The organism is uncultured Eubacterium sp., from assembly GCF_934561735.1.
Taxonomy (GTDB): Bacteria; Bacillota; Clostridia; order Oscillospirales; family Acutalibacteraceae; genus Eubacterium_R.
This window is the reverse complement of record NZ_CAKTGT010000012.1, coordinates 15,751-41,537: the sequence shown is the minus strand read 5'-3', so window position 1 is coordinate 41,537 and position 25,787 is coordinate 15,751. Positions and strand designations below refer to the sequence as shown.

Annotated in this window: 29 protein-coding genes and 1 pseudogene; 19 read left to right on the top strand and 11 right to left on the bottom strand. The window is 40.3% G+C overall.

Features of this window, described 5'->3' with window-relative positions; translation table 11 throughout:
• A pseudogene (locus tag Q0E08_RS08460) lies at positions 1-200 on the bottom strand (SCP-2 sterol transfer family protein); the annotation flags it as partial.
• Positions 201-391: 191 nt separating this feature from the next.
• On the opposite strand from Q0E08_RS08460, the gene Q0E08_RS08455 reads away from it, so the two are divergent.
• From Q0E08_RS08455 to nrdR, 4 genes are all read left to right on the top strand, one after another.
• Positions 392-1,645: an aminotransferase class I/II-fold pyridoxal phosphate-dependent enzyme gene (locus tag Q0E08_RS08455; RefSeq protein ID WP_294778676.1), complete on the top strand. Its 1,254-nt coding sequence runs from the start codon at positions 392-394 to the stop codon at positions 1,643-1,645.
• Positions 1,645-2,430 (top strand): sugar phosphate isomerase/epimerase, encoded by a 786-nt coding sequence (locus tag Q0E08_RS08450; protein ID WP_294778675.1) that lies wholly within the window; start codon positions 1,645-1,647, stop codon positions 2,428-2,430. The genes Q0E08_RS08455 and Q0E08_RS08450 overlap by 1 nt, the downstream gene beginning before the upstream one ends.
• Positions 2,427-3,314 (top strand): DMT family transporter, encoded by an 888-nt coding sequence (locus tag Q0E08_RS08445; protein WP_294778674.1) that lies wholly within the window; start codon positions 2,427-2,429, stop codon positions 3,312-3,314. The genes Q0E08_RS08450 and Q0E08_RS08445 overlap by 4 nt, the downstream gene beginning before the upstream one ends.
• Positions 3,315-3,419: 105 nt before the next feature.
• Positions 3,420-3,869, top strand: coding sequence for a transcriptional regulator NrdR (nrdR, locus tag Q0E08_RS08440; protein ID WP_078768555.1), 450 nt, complete (start codon positions 3,420-3,422; stop codon positions 3,867-3,869).
• 50 nt (positions 3,870-3,919) lie between these two features.
• Here nrdR and Q0E08_RS08435 read toward each other — a convergent pair whose 3' ends face one another.
• Positions 3,920-4,699 carry a YoaK family protein gene (locus Q0E08_RS08435; protein ID WP_294778673.1) on the bottom strand — a complete coding sequence of 260 codons (780 nt, stop codon included), beginning with the start codon at positions 4,697-4,699 and terminating at the stop codon, positions 3,920-3,922.
• A gap of 185 nt (positions 4,700-4,884) precedes the next feature.
• Between Q0E08_RS08435 and Q0E08_RS08430 the strand changes: the two genes are divergently transcribed.
• The 3 genes from Q0E08_RS08430 to Q0E08_RS08420 all read left to right on the top strand — a co-directional run bounded on the left by Q0E08_RS08430 (position 4,885) and on the right by Q0E08_RS08420 (position 7,635).
• Positions 4,885-5,979 carry a metallophosphoesterase family protein gene (locus Q0E08_RS08430; protein WP_294778672.1) on the top strand — a complete coding sequence of 365 codons (1,095 nt, stop codon included), beginning with the start codon at positions 4,885-4,887 and terminating at the stop codon, positions 5,977-5,979.
• Between the two features lie 272 nt (positions 5,980-6,251).
• A complete protein-coding gene (locus tag Q0E08_RS08425) occupies positions 6,252-6,737 on the top strand; it encodes an RNA polymerase sigma factor (RefSeq protein ID WP_294778671.1) in 486 nt (161 codons plus the stop codon).
• The gene (locus tag Q0E08_RS08420) at positions 6,727-7,635 is read left to right on the top strand and encodes a hypothetical protein (RefSeq protein ID WP_288527168.1); all 909 of its coding nucleotides are present in this window, start codon (positions 6,727-6,729) and stop codon (positions 7,633-7,635) included. The genes Q0E08_RS08425 and Q0E08_RS08420 overlap by 11 nt, the downstream gene beginning before the upstream one ends.
• 40 nt (positions 7,636-7,675) lie before the next feature.
• Here Q0E08_RS08420 and hisC read toward each other — a convergent pair whose 3' ends face one another.
• Complete coding sequence (gene hisC / locus Q0E08_RS08415) at positions 7,676-8,737, bottom strand: histidinol-phosphate transaminase (protein WP_294778670.1); 1,062 nt, start codon at positions 8,735-8,737, stop codon at positions 7,676-7,678.
• 156 nt (positions 8,738-8,893) lie between these two features.
• Here hisC and ylxM point away from each other — a divergent pair, with 156 nt between their 5' ends.
• The 7 genes from ylxM to Q0E08_RS08380 all read left to right on the top strand — a co-directional run bounded on the left by ylxM (position 8,894) and on the right by Q0E08_RS08380 (position 13,026).
• A complete protein-coding gene (ylxM, locus tag Q0E08_RS08410; protein ID WP_294778669.1) occupies positions 8,894-9,259 on the top strand; it encodes a YlxM family DNA-binding protein in 366 nt (121 codons plus the stop codon).
• 4 nt (positions 9,260-9,263) lie between these two features.
• Positions 9,264-10,661, top strand: a complete 1,398-nt coding sequence (gene ffh, locus Q0E08_RS08405; RefSeq protein WP_294778668.1) for a signal recognition particle protein — start codon at positions 9,264-9,266, stop codon at positions 10,659-10,661.
• Positions 10,662-10,738: 77 nt separating this feature from the next.
• Positions 10,739-10,981: a 30S ribosomal protein S16 gene (rpsP, locus tag Q0E08_RS08400; protein ID WP_078768560.1), complete on the top strand. Its 243-nt coding sequence runs from the start codon at positions 10,739-10,741 to the stop codon at positions 10,979-10,981.
• Between the two features lie 39 nt (positions 10,982-11,020).
• Positions 11,021-11,254, top strand: a complete 234-nt coding sequence (locus Q0E08_RS08395; RefSeq protein ID WP_078768561.1) for a KH domain-containing protein — start codon at positions 11,021-11,023, stop codon at positions 11,252-11,254.
• An 87-nt stretch (positions 11,255-11,341) separates the two neighbouring features.
• Positions 11,342-11,851: a ribosome maturation factor RimM gene (rimM, locus tag Q0E08_RS08390; RefSeq protein ID WP_294778667.1), complete on the top strand. Its 510-nt coding sequence runs from the start codon at positions 11,342-11,344 to the stop codon at positions 11,849-11,851.
• Positions 11,841-12,584, top strand: coding sequence for a tRNA (guanosine(37)-N1)-methyltransferase TrmD (gene trmD, locus Q0E08_RS08385; protein WP_294778666.1), 744 nt, complete (start codon positions 11,841-11,843; stop codon positions 12,582-12,584). Before rimM ends, trmD begins: the two co-directional genes overlap by 11 nt.
• Positions 12,585-12,762: 178 nt before the next feature.
• Positions 12,763-13,026 carry an HPr family phosphocarrier protein gene (locus tag Q0E08_RS08380; protein ID WP_078768564.1) on the top strand — a complete coding sequence of 88 codons (264 nt, stop codon included), beginning with the start codon at positions 12,763-12,765 and terminating at the stop codon, positions 13,024-13,026.
• Positions 13,027-13,142: 116 nt separating this feature from the next.
• Here Q0E08_RS08380 and Q0E08_RS08375 read toward each other — a convergent pair whose 3' ends face one another.
• From Q0E08_RS08375 to Q0E08_RS08355, 5 genes are all read right to left on the bottom strand, one after another.
• The gene (locus Q0E08_RS08375; protein WP_078768565.1) at positions 13,143-13,703 is read right to left on the bottom strand and encodes a hypothetical protein; all 561 of its coding nucleotides are present in this window, start codon (positions 13,701-13,703) and stop codon (positions 13,143-13,145) included.
• A gap of 1 nt (position 13,704) precedes the next feature.
• The gene (gene coaD, locus Q0E08_RS08370; protein WP_294778665.1) at positions 13,705-14,190 is read right to left on the bottom strand and encodes a pantetheine-phosphate adenylyltransferase; all 486 of its coding nucleotides are present in this window, start codon (positions 14,188-14,190) and stop codon (positions 13,705-13,707) included.
• Positions 14,187-14,732 carry a 16S rRNA (guanine(966)-N(2))-methyltransferase RsmD gene (gene rsmD / locus Q0E08_RS08365; protein ID WP_294778664.1) on the bottom strand — a complete coding sequence of 182 codons (546 nt, stop codon included), beginning with the start codon at positions 14,730-14,732 and terminating at the stop codon, positions 14,187-14,189. The genes coaD and rsmD overlap by 4 nt, the downstream gene beginning before the upstream one ends.
• 75 nt (positions 14,733-14,807) lie before the next feature.
• Positions 14,808-16,628 carry an excinuclease ABC subunit UvrC gene (gene uvrC, locus Q0E08_RS08360; protein WP_294778663.1) on the bottom strand — a complete coding sequence of 607 codons (1,821 nt, stop codon included), beginning with the start codon at positions 16,626-16,628 and terminating at the stop codon, positions 14,808-14,810.
• A gap of 33 nt (positions 16,629-16,661) precedes the next feature.
• Positions 16,662-18,323 (bottom strand): hypothetical protein, encoded by a 1,662-nt coding sequence (locus Q0E08_RS08355; protein WP_294778662.1) that lies wholly within the window; start codon positions 18,321-18,323, stop codon positions 16,662-16,664.
• A 171-nt stretch (positions 18,324-18,494) separates the two neighbouring features.
• Here Q0E08_RS08355 and Q0E08_RS08350 point away from each other — a divergent pair, with 171 nt between their 5' ends.
• Together Q0E08_RS08350 and Q0E08_RS08345 are read left to right on the top strand one after the other, a co-directional pair.
• Positions 18,495-19,916 (top strand): acetyl-CoA hydrolase/transferase family protein, encoded by a 1,422-nt coding sequence (locus Q0E08_RS08350; RefSeq protein ID WP_294778661.1) that lies wholly within the window; start codon positions 18,495-18,497, stop codon positions 19,914-19,916.
• Positions 19,917-20,044: 128 nt separating this feature from the next.
• Positions 20,045-20,950 (top strand): 2-oxo acid dehydrogenase subunit E2, encoded by a 906-nt coding sequence (locus tag Q0E08_RS08345; RefSeq protein WP_294778660.1) that lies wholly within the window; start codon positions 20,045-20,047, stop codon positions 20,948-20,950.
• A gap of 43 nt (positions 20,951-20,993) precedes the next feature.
• On the opposite strand, the gene Q0E08_RS08340 is transcribed toward Q0E08_RS08345, so the two are convergent.
• Positions 20,994-21,320: a DUF4363 family protein gene (locus tag Q0E08_RS08340; RefSeq protein WP_294778659.1), complete on the bottom strand. Its 327-nt coding sequence runs from the start codon at positions 21,318-21,320 to the stop codon at positions 20,994-20,996.
• Positions 21,317-21,991, bottom strand: a complete 675-nt coding sequence (locus Q0E08_RS08335; RefSeq protein ID WP_294778658.1) for a DUF421 domain-containing protein — start codon at positions 21,989-21,991, stop codon at positions 21,317-21,319. Before Q0E08_RS08335 ends, Q0E08_RS08340 begins: the two co-directional genes overlap by 4 nt.
• Before the next feature lie 75 nt (positions 21,992-22,066).
• Here Q0E08_RS08335 and Q0E08_RS08330 point away from each other — a divergent pair, with 75 nt between their 5' ends.
• Genes Q0E08_RS08330 through Q0E08_RS08320 form a run of 3 tightly spaced genes read left to right on the top strand, consistent with a single transcriptional unit; the run spans position 22,067 to position 25,656 of the window.
• A complete protein-coding gene (locus Q0E08_RS08330; protein ID WP_294778657.1) occupies positions 22,067-23,521 on the top strand; it encodes a spore germination protein in 1,455 nt (484 codons plus the stop codon).
• Positions 23,514-24,557 carry a GerAB/ArcD/ProY family transporter gene (locus Q0E08_RS08325; protein WP_294778656.1) on the top strand — a complete coding sequence of 348 codons (1,044 nt, stop codon included), beginning with the start codon at positions 23,514-23,516 and terminating at the stop codon, positions 24,555-24,557. Before Q0E08_RS08330 ends, Q0E08_RS08325 begins: the two co-directional genes overlap by 8 nt.
• Positions 24,535-25,656 (top strand): Ger(x)C family spore germination protein, encoded by a 1,122-nt coding sequence (locus Q0E08_RS08320; protein ID WP_294778655.1) that lies wholly within the window; start codon positions 24,535-24,537, stop codon positions 25,654-25,656. The genes Q0E08_RS08325 and Q0E08_RS08320 overlap by 23 nt, the downstream gene beginning before the upstream one ends.
• Here the strand turns inward: Q0E08_RS08320 and Q0E08_RS08315 are convergent.
• The gene (locus Q0E08_RS08315) at positions 25,641-25,778 is read right to left on the bottom strand and encodes a hypothetical protein (protein WP_294778654.1); all 138 of its coding nucleotides are present in this window, start codon (positions 25,776-25,778) and stop codon (positions 25,641-25,643) included. The two genes, Q0E08_RS08320 and Q0E08_RS08315, sit on opposite strands and share 16 nt — an antisense overlap.
• Between the last annotated feature and the right edge of the window lie 9 nt (positions 25,779-25,787).

The following is a 25,787-nucleotide window of genomic DNA, read 5'->3' as shown; positions in this document are numbered from 1 at the left end:
ATAATAGCATTTCTGTCATAATATTCATAAGGCTCAACATGTACCTGACCGTCTTTTATTTCTATGTAAAAAATGCCGTTTACCGCTTTGCCTTCGATGTTAATCTGAAAAGCCATTGTACCCTGTACGTTTGAAACATCTGCGTTGTAGAATTTTGTTCTGGTAGCTGCCACGATTGATTCATATGTCATACCTGCCATGATAATTCCTCCTTAAAAATTATTATATCTATATTTTATCATACAATATTAATAAATGCAATAGCACTTTTATAGGTACATTTACCAAAAAATAAGGCATTTTTGGCGTGGTTTTATATTTATGGTATATTGAATGCAGTCGAATTTTGTGGTAAAATATTTTAGTAATTTTATGATTGTGAGGATAAGGTATGTCAAAATATGTTGATATGACAAAGGAAGAACTTCTTAAAGAACAGTCTGTTCTCCTTAAAAAATTTGAAGAATACAAGGCAATGGGCCTTAATCTTGATATGTCCAGAGGTAAGCCGTCAAAGGAACAACTTGACCTTTCTATGGATATGCTCAAGCCTATTGATTATACAGAGGACGGTTTTGATGTTCGTAACTACGGACTTCTTGACGGTATTAAGAGCTGTAAGCAACTTTTTGCGGATTTGCTCGGCGTTGAAGTAAAAAATGTTATTGTCGGTCCGTCGGCTTCTTTAAACCTTATGTATGATTATATTTGCCAGTGTTACTGCGAGGGTGTTCTCGGTTCAACTCCTTGGTGCAAGCTTGATGAGGTTAAATTCCTTTGCCCTGTTCCGGGATATGACAGACACTTCACAATTTTGGAGCACTTCGGCATTAAGATGATTAATGTTCCTATGACAAGCGAAGGCCCTGATATGGATGTTATCGAAGAACTTGTAAAGGATGAAGCTGTAAAGGGTATGTTTTGCGTTCCTAAGTATTCAAACCCGCAGGGCATCACTTTTTCTGATGACACGGTTCGCCGTATTGCCGCACTTAAGCCTGCCGCAAAGGATTTCAGAATCGTTTGGGATAACGCATATTGCGTTCATGATATTAAGGACGAGGGCGACACACTTCTCAACATCTACGATGTTTTGGGCGATAACGAGGATATGGTTATCGAGGTTTGCTCAACTTCAAAGATGACTTTCCCGGGTGCAGGTGTTTCGGCACTTGTAGCAAGCGATGCAAATATCGCACAGATTAAGAAAAGACTTAATTGCGAAACAATCAGCTATGACAAGATGAATCAGCTTCGCCATGTAAAGTTCTTTGGCAATGTTGACGGTCTTTTGGCACATATGAAAAAGCACGCAGCTATTATGAAGCCAAAGTTTGATATGGTTATCGAACACCTTGAAAATGAACTCGGCGGTTTGGGTATTGCAGAATGGCTTGACCCTAAGGGCGGCTATTTCATCAGCCTTGATGTTATGAACGGCACTGCAAAAAGAGTTGGTGAGCTTTGCAAGGAAGCAGGCGTAACTCTTACAACAGTCGGTGCAACTTATCCGTATGGCAACGACCCTAACAACAGCAATATCCGCATTGCTCCGTCACTCCCACCTGTTGCAGAACTTGACCTTGCAACACAAATCCTTTGCACAAGCGTAAAACTTGCAGCAATAGAAAAGTTGGTGGGCTAATGCAAGTAGGTGCTTCATCATCCTGCTTTTTTCCGCTTTTAACGGAGAAGTCGCTTGATAATGTTTTATCTCTCGGCTTCAAGCAGGCAGAAGTATTTTTCAACACTTCTTCAGAGCTTGAAGAACCGTTTGTAAAAGAACTCAAAAAGAATGCGGATGATCACGGTGCAAAAATTTTATCCGTTCATCCGTTTTCATCGGCACTTGAAAGCAACTGCATCTTTGCCGAATATGAGCGTAGATATGATGATTTTATCGGACTGTATCAAAAGCATTTTCACGCTGCCGCTCTCCTCGGTGCAAAGAATGTTGTTATTCACGGCTCGGTTGCCGTTCAAAAGAGGAATATGAGCGAGGAATTCTATTTTGACCGCTTCGCTTCTCTTGTTGAACTCGGCAAAAAAGAGGGCGTTAATGTTTGTCAGGAAAATGTTGTTCGCTTCAGAAGTCAAAGTGTTGATTTCCTTAAAAAAATGAGAGCATATCTCGGCGATGATTTTCATATGGTGTTTGATATAAAACAGGCTATCCGCAGCGGTTACGACCCGTTTTATGTTGCCGAAGAATTTAAAAATGAAATTGCACATATTCATTTAAGCGACAACACTCCCGAGGTTGATTGTATGCCTCCGGGCAGGGGAACTTTCGATTTTAAGCGTTTGTTCCAAATAATGAACAATGCCGATTATAATGGCGGATATGTGATAGAAATATATTCAAAGGGCTATGATGTAATGAAAGAACTTGCCTTGAGTAAGGAGTATTTGGACAGTATAAAATTATGAATAAGTTAAGCAACAAGACAAAGGGAATTTTTTGCATACTTTTTTCTGCTCTGTGTTTCAGCGGAATGAGTTCGTTTATCAATCTTTCGGGGGATGTTCCTGTTCCGCAAAAGGTGTTTTTCCGCAATCTTGTTGCTCTTTTTTTTGCTTCGGCAGTTTTGATTAAAAATCACGAGCCGTTTAAGCCTGCAAAAGGATGCCTTAAATATCATTTTTTGCGTTCAAGCGTGGGTCTTTTGGGAGTGTTTGGCAATTTTTATGCAACAACACATATGGCACACACGGCAGATGCGGCAATGCTCAACAAACTTTCGCCGTTTGCAACGCTGCTGTTCTCTGCAATTTTCCTCAAAGAAAAGGTTAAACCAAAGCAAGCAATTGCAATTATTGTTGCCTTTGTAGGTGCAATGTTTGTTATCAAGCCGACAATGTCCAATATTGAGCTGATACCGTCGGTTGCCGGATTGATAGGCGGACTCAGTGCCGGTGCGGCTTACACCTGTGTTCGTCATATGGCAAATAAGGGCGAAAACGGCAGATTTACGGTATTCTTCTTCTCTGCATTTTCCGTGCTTGTAACCTCTCCTTATCTTATTTTCAATTATTCGCCTATGACAGGCAAGCAGTTTTTGTATCTTATGCTTGTAGGTCTTTGTGCCGCAGGCGGTCAGTTCGGAATTACCGCCGCATACGGCTTTGCTCCGAGCAGCGAAATCTCAATTTTTGACTACTCAAATATCATCTTTACTGCTATTGAAGGCTACTTTTTCCTCGGCCATCAGGTACCTGATACCCTATCCGTAGTAGGCTATGCAATCATCATTGCCATGGCAGTTTGGATGTTTATATACAATAACAAGGATAACTCGCTCAAAAAAGCATAACATAAACTATATATAGATTTGCTGTTTTTCTTGCATTTTTCTATATGTTGTGGTATAATAGCAATTGTTCAATAAGAAACAACTGTTGCATTGGAGGAAAATGCTATGAAATGTCCGTTTTGCGGTTATACCGAAAGCAAGGTTATCGATTCTCGACCGACCGACGAAAATGAGCGTATTCGCCGCCGCAGAGAGTGTATTCAGTGTTCAAAAAGGTTCACCACCTATGAAACCATAGAGGATGTTCCTGTTATTGTAATCAAAAAAGATAGGTCAAGAGAAGTTTTTGACAGAAATAAAATTCTCAAGGGTATGCTTCGTGCTTGCGAAAAGCGTAAGGTTACCGTTGCAGAACTTGACGAAAAGATTGATGAAATCGAGGCACAGCTTCAGTCATCGGTTGACCGTGAGGTTTCTTCATCTCGTATCGGTGAGCTTATTATGGAAAAACTCAAGGAAATTGACGAAGTTGCCTATGTTCGTTTTGCGTCGGTTTACAAGGAATTCGATTCTGCCGAATCATTCCGTGATGAACTCGCAAAACTCGGTGAATAAAAATAAAATACAAAACAAAAACGAGGCTCTTTTGAACCTCGTTTTTATATTTAATCCATATGTGTATTTGTCTTTTTCGGGTTTGTGTTCGGCTCTTTTTGTTTGATTTCTTCCTTGCTTTTTCTTCCGTTTTTGCCGTTTCTCTTTTCGTTGAGTTCCAAATCAATGAACATCATAAAGAAACTGACCGCCAGCAACGCACAGCATACCCAAATCGCTTTTACACCGAGTTGCTTTGTTACAACACTGCCGAGACCCGCACCGATTGCAAACACGCCGATAACGCTGAAATATACAATTGCTTTTTCTCTGATTTTTTTGTCTTTGTACTGAAAATATGCAAACAGCGAAACGATTGCACTCCTCATATTGCCTATGCACATTGTGGATGCGTAAACCTGACCTCGAACCTTGTGGAATGTTTGCACCTGCATTGCACATACAAATGAAACAAGGGCGTTTGCAAGTGCGTTGTGCTTTTGTGAAATGAACCCAACAGAAAACAAAAGCACAATTTCGCAAAGAATAATGATTTGTCGCCAGTGTATTTTTTCAAGATATTTAAAATAATAATGCACATGCTCCGCAACATATGTGCCCACCATAAACGATATCAACGGCACCAAATATCTCACACAACTTTTGAATTCGCCTTGAAAGAGGTGTGCACTCATCAAAACAATGTTTCCCGTTTGAGCGTTTGCAAAAACCTCGTCTCTGCACATATATGTGTAGGCATCCTGAAATCCGCCTGAAAGCACAACAAATATTGCCGTTATGAACGAATCGGACATTTGCGATATTTTCACTTTTTCAAAAAACGATTTCATCTTTTATCCCTTCGTTTATTTTTTGTCAAAATGATTATATCACAGGTGTTTTTTGTGTTCAATAAATTGTTGCCTTTTTTGTCAGGATAACCAAATTTTTTAAAAATACCGCCATAGAAGCATAATTTTTGACTATATAATTGCACTTGAGCATTATTTATGTTATTATATTTTTCGGTGATGATATGACATTAAAGTTTAATAACGGAAAATTCAGAATACTTATGATAGCCGATACCCAAGAGGGTAATAAGGTTAATTCGGATACAATCAAGCTTATCGAGGCTTCACTTGAACGCAGCTGCCCCGATATGGTGGTTTACAGCGGCGACCAAATTTGGGGTAAGCACAGCTTCAAGGGCGATGCCGATAAGGTAAAAGAGGTGCTCTCAATTCTTGTTGAGCCTGTTGTAAAACGCAAAATTCCTTTTGCAATATGTTTCGGCAATCACGACAGACAGGTTGGGCTTACAAACGAGGAGCAATTCAAGATTTACAAAACTTTTGAGGGCTTTGTCGGTGAAAGTGATGACGGCGTTGACGGAGTCGGCAATCATTGCTTTGAAATCAAGGACGGCGATGAAGTTAAGTTCTTGCTTTACACAATCGACAGCCACAGCAATCTCAAGGTTGGCTATGATTGTGTGCACGAAAATCAGATTGATTGGTATCGAGCAATTCGTGACAGCTATGAGCAAAAACTCGGCAAGGTTGTGCCGAGCGTTGTTATTCAGCACATTCCTGTGTGCGAGGTCTTTGACCTGCTCAAAAAGGTTAATTTCACAAAGCGTGGCTCTGTAAGAGGTTTCAGAACTCACGAGGGCGAATATTTTGTGCTCAAAAAGGATAGGGTGAACAAGGAAGCGTTTATGAAAGAATCTCCTGCCGACCCACAGGTCAACAGCGGAGAATTTGACGCTATGTGCGAAAAGGGCGATGTAAAGGGTATTTACTTCGGCCACGACCACAACAATTCCTTTAACGGCGAAATCAACGGCGTTGATGTTGGCTACACTCAAGGCGCAGGCTTCAATGTTTACGGTCCGGGTATGGACAGAGGCACAAGAGTTATCGACCTTTTCACCGACGGTCATATTGAAACCTATGATATGCGTTACAAGGACATTGTCGGCAGAAAAGTGGACAATCCCATTAAGTATACAATTATGCAGCTTTGCCCAACGAATACTTTTGATGCCGTAACCCGCATTGTTAAAGCGTTTGTCACAATCGCAGTTATTCTCGTTATTATTCTTTTGCTTACAATGTTTTTAAAATAAAATATTTTTAACCAATCGAGGCTCCAAATATAAATCAATAAACCGACCAAGGCTCCCCTTTTAATGTCATAAAGGGGAGCTGTCGCACTTTATATGCGACTGAGGGGTTAAAAGAATTAGGCGACCGCAGGTCGCCCCTATGATATTTCCAAACTTTTTTGGTGGATCTAAATTCGCCGTGCCGATTACGAAATAAAATTAATAATTGTCTGCAACTTTTTGGCGTTCTGAACTGTTATAACAGTGAAAGGACCTTTCAGAGAGGAGGCGAAATGATGACAGAAGAAAAGTTTATACATGCTGTCAAAAGAAACAGTCAAAGGTTGTTTGTCATAGCGTTTTCGTATTTAAAGAATAAACACGATGCCGAGGACGCTTTGCAAAACGCATTTTTAAAGCTGTGGAAAAGTAAAATTGAATTTAATGATGATTTGGGAATTGATAAATGGCTCACAAAGGTGCTTGTCAATGATTGTAAAAACTTTTTCAATCTGTCATTCAGGCAAAATAAATCTATTGAAGAAGTTTACGATGTTTCAACATTTGATAAATATTTTAATGTGGATTTATATAATGCTGTTATGTCGCTCAATAAAAAAGAGCGTTTGTGCGTGATTTTGTTTTATTATGATGATTTGACAATAAGCGATATTTCAAATGTGACAGGTATTAAAGAATCAACGGTAAAATCATTGCTTAAACGCTCAAGAAACAAATTGAAACTTAAGTTGGGAGATGAATGGATATATGAACAATAAGGAAAAATTCAAGGGCACATTCTCAAATCTTTCTCCGTCTGATGAGTGTATGGAAAAGATTTGCAATATTACAACCGAAAATAAAAAGGTTAAAGGATTTGTCGGATATAAGCGTTTGGCGTCTGCAATGCTTGCGTTTGCAATACTTGTTACAGGCAGCGGTTTGGGAGCAAATGCCGTTATCAAAAATAAAAAATCCAATCAATCTTTCGGCGTGGTTGTTGCATATGCGGATGAGCAGGTTAATATTATCAGAGGAACAAGGCAAAAAGTTCGTAACGGTTTGTATTTTGCACCTGCCGATGATGAAAAAGAATGTGAAAAACAGTATAAAAAAGCTCAAAAAGATTATAATGAAATGCAAAAAGAGGCTGAAAGCTTTGATGAAAACGAACCTTATCAACTTAGCGGAATACTTCAAACCGATATTTATGATGAAAACAATAATGTACAGGGCAAACTGTACGGTACACACTCCGGCTTCTTTGTTGCAGATGTAAATGACTTTACAAATGTTAAGTCTATGACCGTTGAAAATGAAAGCCCGGACGGATTTATAAAACTTGAATGGTCGGGATTGTCGGACCTTTTGGAAAATCAAACAGAAGAAACCGTTGATGAAGATAATCCTTATTCGCTGTTTCTGAATCATAAGCTTACGCTTACCGGCGACCAACTGCGAGAAAGTCAGAATTCATTTGGCAAATATGCTTATGAGGTTGATTGGGTATCGGCTTATGAATATTTTGAAGCATACGGAAGTAATTATAAAAAAGGTTACAAGGCTTCTGAAATTAAGGATAAAATAACTTTTACCTTTGAATATGAGGACGGAACAAAACAAAGCACAAGCATAGATATTTCGTTTGATGATTACGGCCATATGATCGTATCATAAATAAAAACCTCACGGATACTTTTTGTATCCGTGAGGCTTTTTATTGCTCGATATAATCCCTGACTCCTTGCAGGAATTTGTCCATTTCTTCATCTGTGCCGATAGTTATACGTACATATTTGTTGATTCTCGGCTGGTTGAAGTATCTGATAAATATCTTCTTCGTCTTTAGGTATTCAAACATATCTTTGATGTCGAGCTTGTCATTCGTTGCCATAATAAAGTTTGTTTGAGAATCAAGAACCTCAAAGCCGAGTGACCTCAATTCATCGGTAACTCTTTGCCTTGTCGCTTTAATCATTGTAACCGTTTTGTTGAAATATTCAACATCGTTCATTGCTTCAACACCCATTGCGATTGAAAGTGCATCAACCGTGTATGAATTGTAGCTGTTCTTTACCGCTTCAAGGGTGTTTATCAGCGTTTCACTACCAATTGCAAAACCGATTCTTATTCCCGCAAGGCTTCTTGATTTTGAAAATGTGCCTGTAACAAGCAGATTTTCGTATTTCTTTGTGAGCGGTACGCTTGTTTCACCGCCAAAATCACAATACGCCTCGTCAATGATAACAACGCAGTCTTGGTTGAAGTTGAGGATTTTCTCCACAAATTTAGTGCTCTCGCCGAGCGAGGTCGGGGCGTTCGGGTTCGGAATAACCACACCGCCGTTTTCTGCCTTGTAGTCATCGGCGTTAATTCTGAAATTCCCGTCAAGTTTCGGGTTTGTGTATTTAATGTTGAAAAGACTGCACCAAACAGGATAAAAACTGTATGTGATGTCGGGGAAAGCAATAGGCTTGTCGCTGTTGAAAAACGACTGAAACGCAAGTGCCAAAACATCGTCCGAGCCGTTGCCGACAAAAACATTTTTTGCCTCAACACCGTAGAAGTTTGCAATAGCCTGCTTCAACGGCATACTGTCCGCCTGCGGATAAAATCGCAGTTTGTCCGTGTTAAAATTTTTCAGAGCCTCAACAGCTTTCGGTGACGGGGGATAAGGATTTTCGTTTGCGTTAATCTTCACAATATCCTTGTCCTTGCTTTGCTCACCCGGTGTGTACGGTTCAATATTTCTCAAATTGTTTTTCCATAAATCATTCATTCTTATCACCTTTTAACATATTAGCACATTAAAGCGTTAAATGCAATATAAAAAACAAAAAATTCTCTTGACATTGCGGCGTGCTTTATGTATAATATCATTGCTGTAAAGAACAAATACTTTACAAAGGCAAAATACTTTACAGGGAGGGTTCGTATGGCTAAAAATCTTGAGATTTCGTACCTTTTGGATTTTTACGGTGAATGCTTAACAGAAAAGCAGAGAAGTTTTATCGACTTCTATTATAACGACGACCTCTCTTTGTCCGAAATCGCAGAGAACGAAAATATCACCCGTCAGGGTGTGCGTGACGCTATCAAAAGGGCAGAAAACACCCTTATCGATTTGGAAAACAAGCTCGGTTTTGCAAGGAAAAACTCGGAGCTTACCAAATGCCTTAATGACATAAGCGAGTGTGCGGATCAAATTTATGATTTCAACCTCACCACAAATGTGTCAAAGGATATCAATGATAATGTCGCAAAAATTAAGGCTCTGTGTGAATATCTAAATAGGATGTGATTACTTGGCATTTGAAGGACTCAGCGAACGCCTTGAAAATTCATTTAAAAAACTTCGTGCCAAGGGTAAACTTACCGAGGCAGATGTTAAAGAGGCTATGCGTGAGGTGCGACTTGCACTTCTCGAAGCCGATGTAAACTACAAGGTAGCAAAAGAATTCACCAACAAAGTTACCGAGCGTGCTATCGGTGACGATGTTATGGAAAACCTGACCCCGGGTCAGATGGTTATTAAGATAGTAAATGAGGAACTTACCGAACTTATGGGCGGTACGGAATCTCGACTTACTATCGCAAAGCATCCGCCTACAATTATTATGATGTGCGGTTTGCAAGGTTCGGGTAAAACCACACATTCCGGCAAACTTGCCCTTAAACTTAAAAAAGACGGTCACAGACCGCTTCTCGTAGCGTGTGACGTGTATCGTCCGGCTGCTATCAAGCAGCTTCAGGTTGTCGGCTCACAGATTGATGTTCCTGTATTTGAAATGGGCACAATCAATCCTGTCAATATTGCCGAGGAGGCTATCAAGCACGCTAAAGACCACGGTTATGACTATGTTATCATAGATACCGCAGGTCGTTTGCATATCGATGAAGCACTTATGGAGGAACTTCAAAATATTCGCTCAACGGTTCATCCAAATGAGATTTTGCTCGTTATTGACGCAATGACAGGTCAGGACGCAGTAAATGTTGCAAAAAGCTTTAATGAGTCGCTCGGTATTGACGGCGTTATTCTCACAAAGCTTGACGGTGACACCCGAGGCGGTGCGGCACTTTCCGTTCGTGCGGTAACAGGCAAGCCGATTAAATTTGTCGGCACAGGCGAAAAACTCGAAAATCTTGAGGTTTTCCACCCGGCAAGAATGGCGTCCCGTATTCTCGGTATGGGTGATGTACTTTCGTTTATCGAAAAAGCCGAAATGGCTCTTGATGAAAAGAAAGCGGCAGAGCTTGAAAAGAAGCTTGCAAAAAACAAATTCGACTTTAATGACTTGCTTGACCAGTTTGAGCAAATCGAGCGTATGGGCTCACTCAAGGATACAATCAAGATGATTCCGGGCATCGGCAAGCAGATTAAAGATGAAGATATAGACGAAAGGGCATTTGACCGTTTGAGATGTATCATTTACTCAATGACAAAGCAAGAACGAGCAAATCCCGAAATAATCAATCCGTCACGCAAACGCAGAATTGCGGCAGGTTCGGGCACAAGTGTTGAAGATGTCAACAAGCTTATGTCGCAGTTTAAGCAAATGCAAAAGATGGTAAAGCAGGTCGGCGGTCGCAAAGGACCAAAGGTCAGCAAAAAAATGCGTCGCTTGATGCAGCAAAATCCCGAAATGGCTCAAAAAATGATGGGTCAAACAGGCGGTAACAACAATCCTTTCGGATTTTAATCAATTCAGTATTAACCCAATTAAGTTTGTAAATTTGGTTGATAAATAATAACTATATTTATTTGGAGGTAAGAAAAATGGCAGTAAAAATCAGACTTCGCAGAATGGGTGCAAAGAAGGCTCCTTTCTATCGTGTAGTAGTTGCAGATTCAAGATATCCTCGTGACGGTCGTTTCATCGAAGAAATCGGAACATACAACACAATGGTTGACCCGGCTGAAATTAAGATTGATGCCGACAAGGCTAAGAAGTGGATTGCAAACGGTGCTCAGCCAACTGACACAGTTAAGTCAATTCTCAAAAAAGAAGGCATTCTTTAATCTTGCATCAAAACAAGATTATAGTAGGAGGTGTTTTCTTTGGAGGAATTGTTGATATCCATTACAAAGGGTCTTGTTGATGATCCAACCAAAGTTTCCGTTGATATTGACGAGCCTAACGAAGAAGGCGTAACAGTTTATCATCTTCATGTTGCAGAAGGTGATATGGGCAGAGTAATCGGCAAGCAGGGCAGAATAGCAAAGGCTATCCGTGTTGTTATGCGTGCCGCAGCTACCCGCAATGATGCAAAAATATCAATCGAAATTGATTAATCCTAAAATCCCGTGCAAAACACGGGGTTTTTTCTTTATTTGTTTGCATAACATAAAAACTTATGTTATATTAATATCGGTGATTAAATGAAACAGTATTTGGAAATAGGAAAAATAAACAACACTCACGGCTTGCGTGGTGAAGTTAAAATGCTTATGTGGTGCGACGGTATCGACTATATTAAACAGTTGAAAACCGTTTACCTTGATGACGAGGGCAAAAAACCGCTTACACTTTTGTCTGCCCGTCAGCAGAAGAATGTTGCAATTCTCAAATTTGCCGAAATAACAACTATTGAAGCCGCAGAAGAATTGAAAAACAAAGTTTTGTACTGTAACAGGGACGATGCCGTTATTGATGACGATGCTCATTATTCGGCAGATATTATCGGCTGTGCCGTTGTTGATATTGACACAAACGAGGAATACGGCAAAATAGTTGATGTGCTTAATTACGGTGCAAGCGATATTTACGATGTTGAATTGAACGGCAAGCATACTTTGATTCCTGCTATTGACGATGTTGTTGTTGAGATTGACACGGAAAATCAGACTGTTCGCATAAAACCGATGAAAGGACTTTTTGATGAGAATTGATATAATGACGCTTTTCACCGATATGTGCAACAGCGTGCTCGGTGAAAGTATTATCGGCAGAGCAAGAGCCGCAGGCAAGGTGGAGATTAACACCGTTGATATTCGTGACTATACCAAGGATAAGCACCGCAGAGTGGACGATAAGCCTTACGGCGGCGGTATGGGTATGATTATGGCTCCGCAGCCTATATTCGATTGCTTTAATGCTATTTGTGATGAAATAGGGGGAAAACCCCACCTTTTGTATATGACTCCGCAGGGTAAAACGCTTACGCAGGACAGAGTTAAGGAACTTGCACAGATGGATAATATCGCTATTTTGTGCGGTCACTATGAGGGCATAGACGAAAGGGTTATAGAGGAGCTTCAGCCTGAGGAAATCTCAATAGGCGACTATGTTCTCACCGGCGGTGAATTGCCGGCACTCATTGTTGCCGACAGTATTTCCCGTATGCTTCCGGGCGTGCTTTCGGATGACGAATGTTTTGAGGACGAGAGCCATTTTAACTCGCTTCTCGAATATCCGCAATATACCCATCCTGCGGTATGGAACGGCAGGGAAGTGCCTGATGTTTTGCTTTCGGGGCATCATCAAAATGTTGATGTATGGCGTAGAGAACAATCTCTTAAAAGAACCTATGAACGCAGACCCGATATGCTCGAAAATGCAGAGCTTTCAAAGAAGGATAAACTATATCTTTCACAACTTAAATTGAATGAAAAAGCAGAATGAAATTTTTGTTAAATATGCACAAATTAAGACATTTTTTGTTGTCTGTAATTAATTAGTTACACGAAGTTTGATTAATTAAGTTGACGATTGAAAAAATCGTGATATAATACCATTGTAAGATAAATAATTAAGTAGTGAAAGACTGCTTTGTTTTAAGATTAGTTGAGAGGTAATTAATATGTTCGTAAAAGATGTTACTGTTGAAAATCAAGTTGGATTGCATGCTCGTCCTGCAACATTTTTCATCCAGAAGGCTAACGAATTCAAGTCATCAATTTGGGTCGAAAAGGAAGAAAGAAGAGTAAACGCAAAGTCACTTTTGGGTGTTCTTTCACTCGGCATTATGGGCGGTACAGACATCAGAATTATTGCTGACGGCTCTGATGAGGAAGAAGCAGTAGAAGGTCTTGTAGCACTTGTAAAGAGCGGTTTCAACGACTAATTACAACACAAATAAAACGGTACGATTTTGATTGTCGTACCGTTTTTTATTTTGCCTGACTGATAAATAATAAAAGCGATAAAGACAAAATCTTTACCGCTTTGTTTCGTTTTGAATTAGCCCTCTTTGTGCTGAGCGTTTGAGATACCCTGACGGATTCTGCGAACGTCTGTAAGAGCCTTGTAAAGTGCGTCGTCAATAGAAAGAAGTGTGTCGTCTGCATAGTTGTTAACGGCAGTGAGCATCTCTCTTGACTTGTTTTGAGCAGATGTTACCATTTCGTTTGCCTGTGTGGTTGCGTTGCTCAAAATTTCAGATGCCTGATTTTGAGATTCTGTTACCATCTGCTTGCCTTGCTCGTTAGCCTTTGCAATGATGTCTGCGGCTTCAGCCTGTGCAGTCTTTGTTATTTCATCCTTTGCAACAAGCTCTCTTGCTTCTTCCTGAGCCTTTTTGATGATTTCTGCGGCTTCTTTCTTTGCTTCTTCAAGAATTGTGTTTCTCGAGTCAACAATAGCCTTTGCCTGCTTTGTTTCCTGCGGAGTGTTGAGTCTGATGTCCTCAATGATAGTCTTTATTTTATCAACATCAACAGCGCATTTTTTAGAAAGCGGAATGGATGTAGCGTCATCAAGCACATCCTCAAGATCTTCAAGCAAAATATCAGTATTAGTCATTTTATTGATCTCCTTTGCATCTTTTATAAATATCGTTTATTATTTCTTTCGGAACGAATGAAGAAATATCCCCTCCGAGTGAGCAAACCTCTTTTACCATGCTTGATGACAAAAACATATTTTTGCCTTCTGTGGTTAAAAACACCGTTTCAACCTGCGGGTAAAGCGATTTGTTTGTAAGTGCTTGCTGAAATTCGTACTCAAAGTCCGACATGGCACGCAAGCCCTTAACTATTGCGACAGCACCTTTTTGCTCGGCATAGTTTACCAAAAGACCGTCGTATGTATCAATTTTTACATTGTCGGAATGTATTGTCCTTTTCAGCAGGTCAATGCGTTCCTCAATAGTAAACAGTGATGTCTTTTTTGATTTGTTGCTCATTACCAAAACGATTACTTCGTCAAACAATTCGGCGGCTCGCTCGATAATGTCAAGGTGTCCGAGTGTTACAGGATCAAAGCTGCCCGGACAAATTGCGATTTTCATTGCTCCTGACCCTTTCTGTAATAGGTTAACTTGGTCTTGCCGTATTTTTTTTGCTTCGAAATCTGCCACGAATTCACTTCTTCGGGAAGTTCTTCGTCCTTGGCGGTTTCGCAAATAATCACGCCGTTTTCACTCATCATATTCGTAAGAAGCGGCAAACTGTCTGTTACTAAATTTTTGTGATACGGCGGATCCAAAAATGCAATGTCAAAGTTGTCTTTTTTCATCAAAAAACTCTTTGCTTCCGAAAAGACCAAATTTGCCTTGTCGGTGATTTTGCACTTTTCAAGATTGTTTTCAATTATTTTGTATGCGCTTTTGTTGCTTTCAACAAATGTGCACACTCTTGCTCCTCTTGACAGTGCCTCAATCCCAAGTTGACCCGAGCCTGCAAACAAATCAAGTACCTTCCTGTTCTCTATTTCAAACTGAATAGAACTGAACAGTGCTTCTTTTGTGGCTTGCGTGGTAGGTCTTGTGACATCGTCACCGCCTAAAGTTTCAAGATTTCGTCCTCTTAAAGAACCTGTAATTACCTTCATAAAAACATTATCCTTAATTTTTTACTATTATATTATACAGATACAATCGCTTTTCGTCAAGTTTTCTTTTATATTTTAAATATTTCTGTAATAATTGTAGACGCTTTCGGCGTTTGTTTTCGATATTCCGTCGGCTGTGCAAAGCTCTTCAATGCTCGCTTCTTTTATCGCCGAAATTGTTTTAAACCGTTTCATAAGTGCCTTTGCTTTTTTTTCTCCTATGCCCTCGATTTTTAACAGGGAGGAGGAAAAAGATGATTTTTGGTGCTTTTTGTGGTGATAGGTGATTGCAAATCTGTGCACCTCCTCCTGTATGCGTGATACAAGGGTAAATGCACTCCTGTGCGAATTTATTTCTATTTCACCGCCGTTGTAGGCAATGGCTCGGGTTCTGTGCTTATTGTCTTTGACCATACCAAAGACAGGCACATCAATGTTCATTCTTGCAATGACGGGAAGCACTGCGTTAACCTGCGGTTGACCGCCGTCAAGCAAAATCAAGTCCGGAAGAATTTTGAAGGTGCTATCGTCATCGTCTTCGTAGTAATGCTTAAATCTGCGTTCCAAAACTTCGTTCATTGAGCCGACATCGTTTTGACCGTCAAAACCTTTTACGGAAAATCTTTTATACGCTTTTTTCATCGGTCTGCCGTTGTGGAACACTACCATTCCGGCAACATTGTCTGCACCGAAGGTGTGCGAAATATCATAGGATTCAATGTATTCGGGAGGTTTTGGAAGTCCCAAAAGTTCCGCCAATTCTTCAAGTGCCGCAAATTCTTTGCCGAGTCTGCCTTGATTTTGTGCAAGGTGTTCGTTTGCGTTCTTTATGCAAAGATTAACAATAGACAAATGCTCGCCCTTTTGCGGATGGATGAATTCAACTTTTTTGCCACGCTCTTTTTCAAGATATTCGTGCAAAAGTTCTTCTTCAAGTATATCACCGTCAACTGCGATTCTGCCGGGAATGTCGCTTCTTATGGAATAGTATCGCTCAATCAGGTCAAATCTCGCTTCCTCAAGGTCGTCAACGCTGTCAATTATCCAGTGTTCGCTGTCAACAAGTTTGCCGTATTTAAAGCGGATAACCTCAAAGCAAGCCTTTTTGTTAGAGTTAACAAGTGCAAAAACATCTTCCTCAGGCACATTGATTGATACAACTTTTTGCTTTTCGTCAAGGTTGCGTATGGCTTTTATTCTGTCACGCAGTTTTGCCGCTTTTTCAAATTCCATCGCTTCGGAATATTCATACATTCGCTTTTCCATATCCTCAACGGATTTGACCGCTCCGCCTTTTAAAAAAGCTATTGCATCGTTGATTGAGGCTTTATAATCTTCCTTGGATATTCTGCCGCTGCACGGAGCGGAGCATATCCCCATAAATCCGTTTAAGCACGGACGGGATTTGTTATAATCTTTTGGAAATTTCTTGTTGCATTGCGGAAGTTTGAATATCCTCAAAGTTTCCTCAACTGCATTTTTAACCGAAAAATTAGAGACAAACGGACCGATGTATGTTGCGTTGTCGTCAAGTACCTGCTTTGCTTCGCTGATTTTAGGAAATTTCTCTTTTGTTATTTTGATGTAGTTGTAGCCCTTGTCATCCTTTAAAAGAATGTTGTATTTAGGCATATGCTGTTTAATAAGCGAACATTCAAGAACCAATGCTTCAAATTCGGTGTCGCATAAAATGTAGTCAAAATCATCCACATTTTCAACCATTCTTATTACTTTCAGCGAATGATTTGTGTGCGAACCGAAGTAGGAGGAAACACGGTTTTTGAGAGCTTTTGCCTTGCCGATGTATATTATCTTTTTGTCTTTGTTTTTCATAATATACACGCCCGGATTAAGCGGCAAAGCCATTGCTTTTTTTCGCAATTCTTTTTCTGTCACAATGTTGCCTCCTTTCTTGCGTTTGTGTTGGTTTTACTTTGCTTTCTTGCAATGAGATGTTATCACTCTTGAAGAACCGTTGTACGAGTTACCGTAAACATCAAGGTTGGTAACACTTTTGGCTCTTATCGGAATATCTCTTGCAACAAGGAAGTAGTTGTTGCGTATCGTGATGTTTTGGTGTACCTTGCTGTTCATTTTGCCAAAAGTGATTGGCTTAATAAGTACGGCAGGGCATTTTGAATAAATTGACGGTGAAAGTAAAAATTTGTTTTCGTAAATCTCAACATCTCTTACCGGACCGCTTTCGTACCAAAACATTGAGTCGTCACTGATGAAAATATGCGCCATTTGGCTGTCTTTGAATGTGTTGTCGTGAATTTTAACCTTGCCCGAGGTTGTGCAGAGAACATCTCTTGTCGGAATAGCAGTAAATACACAATCACTGATTTCAACATTTGGACAGTAGCTTTTGTTTTCCGCAACGATGTTAGGCTGGCGGAGATGCTTTTCGTCAATGTTTTGCGGCAACGGTTCGTTGAATGTTACCTTGCAGGTTTTGCCCTCGAGGTCGTCAACAACCGCTTTAACCGTGAAGTCACCCGGAAGTTCGTTGAGATTGGTGCGGCGGTAGAATTTTACCGTGTCACCAGGGAAGAAGTTTTTGTGTCCGCCTTGCTGATGATGTACAAATTCAAACACTGCCGTGTGGTCATCAACCTTTTCTTTAAATCTCATAAACGAGCCGTGAACATTGATGCAATCATCGTGTGCGTGTGAAAAATAGCTGTTTGTGATTGTTACATCGCCCTTGCAACCGCAAATATGGATGAGGTCGGCAAATGATGAAACAATGTGGTCTCCGTCACCCTTAAATGTAATATTGTCAAAACTCATATTTTCACACATTTGTGAAAGCCAGCCGAAGCCTGCCATATAGTTTACGGTGATGTTTGTGCTTTTAACATTTGCACATTCGCCGAAGAAGATGCCGCAGGTGTTTCTGTTCTTGTTTGTTTGGTGGGTGAGTATGTCTCCGACTTTGAAAAACTTATTTTTCTTGTATTTTATTTCAAGTTCGGTTGCACTCAAACGCTTCATTGACTTTATGCCTGAGAACACCGATTTTTTGTTTGAAATTCTGTATACCGTGTTGCCGTCGGCACTGTGGAATACACCGTTGTACGAGTTTTCGTCATTTCTGAATTCCCAATAATTCTTTTTTGTGTATGGGCTTTGCTCAAAGAAAACAACTGTGTTCTTCTTTGAATCGTCTATGTACCAAAGTTGAGAGTCGGGAAGTGAAAATCTGTATGTTTTGCCTTTTTTCTCAAGAACTTTAAGTTCAACACAATTCGGGCAGGCGTATTTTATTGTAAGATTGTCAATGTTTACATTTTTGCAGTTAATCATTCCGAACGAGCAGATGTCACCGTGGATAACAAGTGTTGCACCGTTGCCTTCGATGTTAAAGTTGTTTTTGTTTTCAATCAGCATACCAAAGTATTTCTTCGGATTCTTGAAACTGTCTGTGTTGCTGAAATGAATGTGACGCTCTTGGCTGTAATCCTTAAAAAGATGATATTCCTTATTTTCAAATACAAGAGTATCGCCGTCCTTCATTTCGCTGATTGCTTGTGTGAGCGGTATTGAAAAACAGTCTGCACTGCCGTATTTGTCTACTTTGATTTCCATAGTGTAATCCTTTCATCACTTCTTATACAAAATGGTGATTTTGCACAGTTTTATTTTGTCTATATATACAATAATAACAAATATATGCCTTGACTTCAACTATTTATTGACGAATATTTGTAAATATTGTATCATTTAATATGAAGTAATTTTTGGAAAAGGGAGCAAAATATGACCTGGCAGGAAATATATCAATCAAAGCTTACAACAGCCGAAGAGGCAATCAAACTTATTAATGACGGCGACAAGGTTGTTACCGGTTTTGCTTGCGGCGAACCTATACATATTGAGCGTGCGTTGGCAGCTCATTACAAGGACTACAAAGATGTTGAAATTGTAACAATGCTTACTCTTATTGAAAGCCCGTGGTCTATGCGAGAATTCAAGGGGCATATAAAACTCAACACTCTTTTTGCGTCAAAGTCCACAAGAGCAGGCATAAACAGCGGCGACAGTGAGTTTACAACATCTCATTTTTACGAAATTCCTGATATTATTCAAAATTATATTTGCCCGAGAGTGTCAATAGTTATGGTTTCTCCGCCTGATGAACACGGCTATGTTTCGTTCGGCACAACAGTTGATTATACAAAGGGCACAACCGATTATTGCGAGGTCGTTATCGCACAGGTTAACAAGTGTATGCCTCGTACTTTCGGCAACAGCATAAAGCATGTTCGTGATTTTACCTGCTTTGTTGAGTTTGATGAAGCACTTCCGGAGGTTGTCGGCGGTGCACTCAGCGAGGTTGATATGGAAATCGGCAGAAACTGTGCTTCTCTTATTAATGACGGCGATTGCTTACAACTTGGTATCGGCGGAATTCCTAATGCCGTGTGCCTCCAGCTTACCGATAAAAAAGATCTCGGACTTCACAGCGAGCTTGTCGGTGACGGTGTAGTTCCACTCCTTGAAAGCGGTGTTATTAATAATAAGAAAAAGCAAACAAATGTAGGTCGTTCCGTTCTCGGTGCGGCGTTCGGTTCAAAAATTCTTTGTGATTATATCAATGACAATCCGTCGGTTGAACTTCACCCGATTGATTATGTAAACAATCCTATTGAAATTGCTAAAAATGACAATATGGTGTCAATCAATTCTTGCTTGCAGATTGACCTTTTGGGACAAGTTGTGTCCGATACAATCGGTCTTTCACAGTTTTCTGCGGTAGGCGGTCAGGTTGACTTTGTCAGAGGTGCAACAATGTCAAAGGGCGGCCGTTCCATTATCGCAATGCCTGCAACCGCAAAGCACGGCACAGTGTCGCGTATTGTACCTATTATTACAGAGGGCAGTGCCGTTACAACTCCGAGAAATGATGTTAACTATGTTGTAACCGAATACGGCATTGCGCAACTTAAAGGCAAAACACTTAAAGAGCGTGCAAAGGCACTTATCCGAATTGCTCACCCGGCATTCAGACCGTACCTTATGGCAGAATACAAAAAACGCTTTTCTGAAACTCCGTTTACCGAAGAAGAAATGAAAAGCTTTAAGGACTCAATTGCAGAGAAAATTCAAAGCGAAAGAGATAAATTTCATTCTACAATTGAACAAAAAATAGATAAAATCAAAGCAAAAGTTCAAGAATAAATACATAGCACAGATGAAATCTTAATTTTTTATTAAATTCATCTGTGCTATTGTCTATTTATACAATTTGTGATATAATATACATACTTTTACGGATAACAAACTTATAGGATAAAAAGGAGAAAAATATGGCACTTACTAAATCCACCCATTTCGGTATTGCAAGAAAAATCGTTTCAAATATGACTGCCGAAAGCTGGGAGCAAATACCGCACGCCGGATTGGTTTACGAGCCGGAGGTTACTGCTTTTCTTGCGGAATGTAAAAAGCTTAACGAGGGTTGCACGGATAAATCAAAGAAAATTACAATTAATACTGTTATGATGAAGGTTATTTGCGAGGGACTCAAAGCAGCACCTAAGATGAATGCTCACCTTGAATTCAACCGCAAACTTGTTCGCGGTTGCCTCCACGAGTTTGATCATGTTGATGTTTCTATGCCGGCACTTTTGCCAAACGGCGAGATGATGACACTCAATATGCACGATATGGGCAGTAAAACTCTTACCGAAATGACCGAAACTATCCACGACAGCTTGCGTAGAGCAAACAATACCGACCTCAATGAAGTTATGTTTGAGGTATCACTTGATAACACTCTTCAGGGTTTGAAGCAGGGCAAGATTCTTCAGGCTATTCGCCGCCTTTACGGTTCAAAGACAGGTAAGCATAAAGTAAAAACTCTTTCGGGTCAGGCAAAGAAGGATTACTATTCTATCCCTACAACCGAAAGACTTACAAAGCACGATATTGAGCAGGGTACAATCACAATTTCAAACCTCGGCTCAATCAAGCGTGATTTCAAAGGTTCATGTACACTTCTTGAGATTATCCCACCGCAGGTTATTGCCATTGCAATTAATTCAGCACAGCAAAAGCCTATTGTTGTTGACGGTGAAATAAAGATTGGCACGGTTATGCCTCTTTCAATTTGTATGGACCACAGAGCACTCGATTACGGCGATGTTGTTCCGTTCTTCAACAAACTTGATGAGATTTTTGCTCACCCTGAAATTATCCAAACTTGGAAATAAAATCAATGAAAACCGCAAACTCGATGTTTGCGGTTTTTTTATGCTAAAAAATGTTTGAAAGTGTAATCCTTTGGTTCTCGTGGTATGCGTAGGTCAACGCCCGTATTTCTGCAAGGGCCTCTTTTTTCTTTTCACCGCTTTTACTGTCTAACTGTTCAATGCTCACCGCCAAATCGTCCACCATATCGTGCTCCGAAAAAATATAAATTGTGTCGTTTTTTTCTTTCCATAACTTCTTTATGCCGTCGGTGTCCTCGTGTTCGGTCATATACACCACTTTGTCGCAAAAATCCTCAATGTATATCTGTTCATATGTGCAAAGTCCTGCCGATATAATCAACAAAACAACCGCTATCCAAATTTTTTTCATTGCTCATCCTTCTTTACTATATATACCGTTCCGTCACTTTTGACGGTCATTACAAGAATATTTTCAACCTGTTCGTTGTTTGATACGGCAAGCAGTTTTATCTCGTTTTCTCCGATGTTTACATTGCCAAAGCAGTCTGTTACCGCCTTGCCGTCTATTACAACGGTTATCGGCACTTCCGCCTGCGATGCTTTTATTCCCATATCGCCCGGAGTAAGCGGAGCATACTCGGATTTCTTTTGAACAGATACAACTCCGTTTGTTTCGACTATTGCATTTGCAACCTGCGAAATGTCAAACACTCCCGCCTGCCTGATTGCGTCGGTTAGGTCGTCTGTCGTAAAGCGTAGTTTTGTAAGTTCTTTTTGCTGAATTATTCCGTCCTTGATGATGAATCTCGGTTTGCCTTTTATCATCGACCTGAATTTGATTGATTTCATCGAAAGCGTTGAATTAATGATTTCAAAGCTGATGAATATCGCAATCGGTATCAGCGAATTTGCAAGCGGCATACCGTTGTTTTCAAGCGGAACGGTTGCAACCGCACTGATAAGTATTGTTATAACAAGCTCTTGCGGATTCAACTCACCAACCTGTCGCTTGCCCATAATTCGCACCGATACCGTTATAAAAATGTAAATAATTACTGCTCTTAACAATGTAATAGACATACAATCACCATAAATAATTTAACCTTAAAAATGAATAATATACACAATGCTTTTCATAATAAAAGTGGTGATATTATGTCAAATTTGTTTGATGATTACGAACTTAATCTTTTAACATTTAAAGATGATTTTAAAGATTCGTCCGACTTTCTGCTTAAAGAACTTCAATGTAAAAACGGCAAAATGTTTCTTGCCTGTATGGACGGACTTGTTAATTCGTTGCTTCTCAGTCAAATGATTGTTGAGCCGATTTGTGATTTCGACAAAAAATGCGAAACTCCGAGAGAATATCTTGAACTTTTGCAAACTCAAATTGTCCGTTGCCCCGAACAAAATGAGGTGACAACCTTTGAGGATGCTTATTATTACCTTATGTCTGGCTTTGCCGTTGTTGTGATTGAGGGGTGCTCAACCGCACTTGCTTTCGGTGTGCAAGGCTGGAACAGACGAAATACCGACGAGCCTTCAACCGAAGCAAATGTAAAAGGTGCAAAGGAGTGTTTTGTTGAAACTCTGAATGACAACAAGGCTCTGCTTCGCAAAAGATTAAAGACATATCATTTGAAGCAAAAACAGTTGAGCCTCGGCAGTAGTGCACGCACGCCTGTTGCGATTTGTTATATTGACAACAGGGCAGATATGGCTATGGTTGATGAGGTTGAAAAACGACTGAAAGGGGCAAATTTCAATACGGTTCTTGATTACGGCGAGTTGTTGCCGTTTCTTGATACGGATATAAAAAGCTTTTTTTCCTGTGTGGGTTCAACCGAACGCCCGGATGTTTTGGCGTCAAAACTTCTTGAGGGCAGAGTTGCCGTTATGGTTGAGGGCACGCCTTTTGTGATGTACACTCCTTATCTGTTTTCCGACAACTTTTCGGCACTTGACGATTACGACAATCCGCCGTTTTATTCAAGCTTTATGCGGCTTTTAAAATACGGAGCGTTTATAATTTCGGTGTTCTTGCCGGGGTTGTTTGTAGCCGTCGGCACTTTTCATCAGGAACTAATACCGTCAAATCTGCTGTTTTTGATTGCCGCAAATGAGGCTACAACACCGTTTACTTTAACCGTAGAGGCTGTGTTTGTACATCTTTTGTATGAGATAATGCGAGAGGCAGGACTGCGATTGCCCGAAAGTATAGGTCATGCAATATCCATTATCGGTGCAATCGTTATAGGTGATGCCGCCGTTTCGGCAGGGTTAATCGGTGAACCTATGCTTATCGTTGTTGCCGGCACCGCAATATCTTCTTATGTTGTTTATCCGCTTTATGAGAGTATGGCTTTGATAAGAATTTTGTTTATTATAGTTGGCGGATTGTTCGGAATTTACGGTTTAATGCTCGGTGCGGCGATGCTGTTTTGCAATATTTGTGCACTTAATCCTTACGGCGTGCCGTATTCCTCGCCGCTGTCACCGCTTACCAAAAAGTCGCTCATTGATGTTTTGTTTCGTGGCGGATGGCGTAAACTTGCAAAACGCAAGGTAAGAGTAAATCGTTTGGAGGGAGTGTCGCTTGATGATTAACGCCAAACGAGGCAAAATTTCTCCTAAACAACTGTTTTTTATGTTTTTTGTGTCGAGGCTTGTTGTGTCACTTACCTATATTCAGGCGGTAACCGTTGGCAGATTTGACAGCGATGTTCCTATAAGTTTTGCCTTGTCGCTTCCGCTGACCTGTCTTATGTCAATCCCTGCCGTGATTTGCGTAAAAAGAAAAAAATCACCGCTTTCAAATTCGGTGATTAGCATGCTGTATTTGCTGTTTTTTCTGTTTTTTTCTTCTCTCACGGTGGGCAGATTTGCATATTTTGCCACAACAAAAATGAATCCTGAAAGTCCGATGGTTATGTTTATTGCTCTTGCGTTTGTCGCCGCTTGCTACGGTGCGTATTTGGGGCTTGAACCGCTCGGCAGATTTGCGTCGTTTTGCGGTGCTCTGCTTACCGTGGTCATTGCCGTTGTTTTGATTTTTAATGTTAAAAATTTTGAATGCGTCAATCTTTTTCCCGTGCTTCAAAACGGTGCAAAGCATATAGCGATGAACACATTTTTGTTCACCTGCAATTCTATTGAACCCGTACTTTTGCTCTCGCTGTACGACAAAACAAACGGCGACTGCGTAAAACCGTATTTTTCAGGCGTTGCCTGTGCTTATCTCGGCGTGTTTTTGCTTCTTGTTTTCTGTTGCGGAGTTCTCGGTAACAGTGCCGATTTGCAGTCTTTTCCGATATTTACGCTTTTTCAAACCGCTTCGATAAACGATATGTCAAGGCTTGATATTCTTCACACTTCATTTTGGATTTTTGCCGTGTTTCTCAAAACCGCCATGCTGTTGTTTTGTGCGAGCACACTCTTAAAAAAATACCGCCATAAAAACAAAGTGCTTGTATTCGGAGCAACGGCTTTTTTGGGCGCTGTGATTATGAATGAAGTTTTCGGTATGAAAATGGCAGAAATATCAAAAACCGTAACGGTTGTGATGTTTGTTTTGCTTGCTTTTGTTATTCCGATTTTTACCTTGATTTTTAATAGGAGTGATGATGTTGAAAAAGGTGCTTAGCGTAATTTCGGTTGTCATTTGTATTGTTGCGGTCTTTTCGGGTTGCAGTGACAGTCTGTCCGATATGTCGGTTGCACAAGGCGTAGGAGTGGATAAAACGGGCGATAAGGTTAAGGTGTCCGTGCAGTATCTTGATTTGACAAAGGGCAGCGGCACAACCGATAATTTGGGCGAAAACATAACCTCTGTTGCGTTTGGTACGGCAGGAAATATCAGCAAAGCCGTGTCGAGAACCTCGGCAAATATTTCAAGTCCTGTGTTTTTCGGGCAAAACAAGGTTATTATTTTTGGTGACGATTATGCAAAAAACGGACTTTCAAATGTTGTTGATTATACTTTGCGTGCGGTTGACAGCCGCCCCGATGTGTTTGTTGCAATGAGCAAAACCACAGCCGAGGATGTTATCAATTCCTCCGAAAACAAGGCAAAAGTGCCTGCTCAGGATATTTACGATATGCTCAAAACCGGTGAAAAGACAGGACTTTCCTGTGCCGTAACCGTCAAGGATTTGCAAAACTGCTTTTTGTCCGAAACCTCGGATGTTTATCTTCCCGTGTTATCTGTAAAGGACGATAAAACAAGAATTGACGGTATCGGAATTTTCAGCAAAGGAAAATATGTAAAAACTCTGAACAGTGCCGAAACGCTCGGCTTTTTGCTTGTAAACAACAAGGTTAAAAGTGCTACTGTAATCCTTAATGATAAGAAATACGGCAAGGTCGGTATGGAAATTACGGATGTTAAAGTTAAAAATATGGCGTTTTATGATGACGGTGTTAATTTTCGCTCTGCCGTAAGTTTTGACATCAACTTAAACGATACTCAAAAAGGCATTGCTGCAAAGCTTGACGATGAAGATACACAAAGACTTCAAAAACTTGCAAAAATAAAAGTTAATACTCTGTGCCGAAATGCCGTAAAGGTCTGTTTTGAAAGTAAGTCCGACCCGTTTTTTGCCGGCAAACTGCTTTCAAGATACAGCTACGCTTATTATAAAAGCCACAGTAAAAACTGGCGTAACGAGTTGCCGAATGTTAAGGTGTCCGTCACTGTTTCGCCCAAATTTAATTTGGTTAACGGCAACTATACAAGAAAGTAAACACAGGAGTTAAACAGAGTTACAAGTTCACTGCCGTTTGATGCCGGTTTTATCAGCGTAATCATCGGCAGTAACAGCGTTGTTAAAAAGATTATGGCAAACAATATCATTGCTCTTTTCACGGTACACTC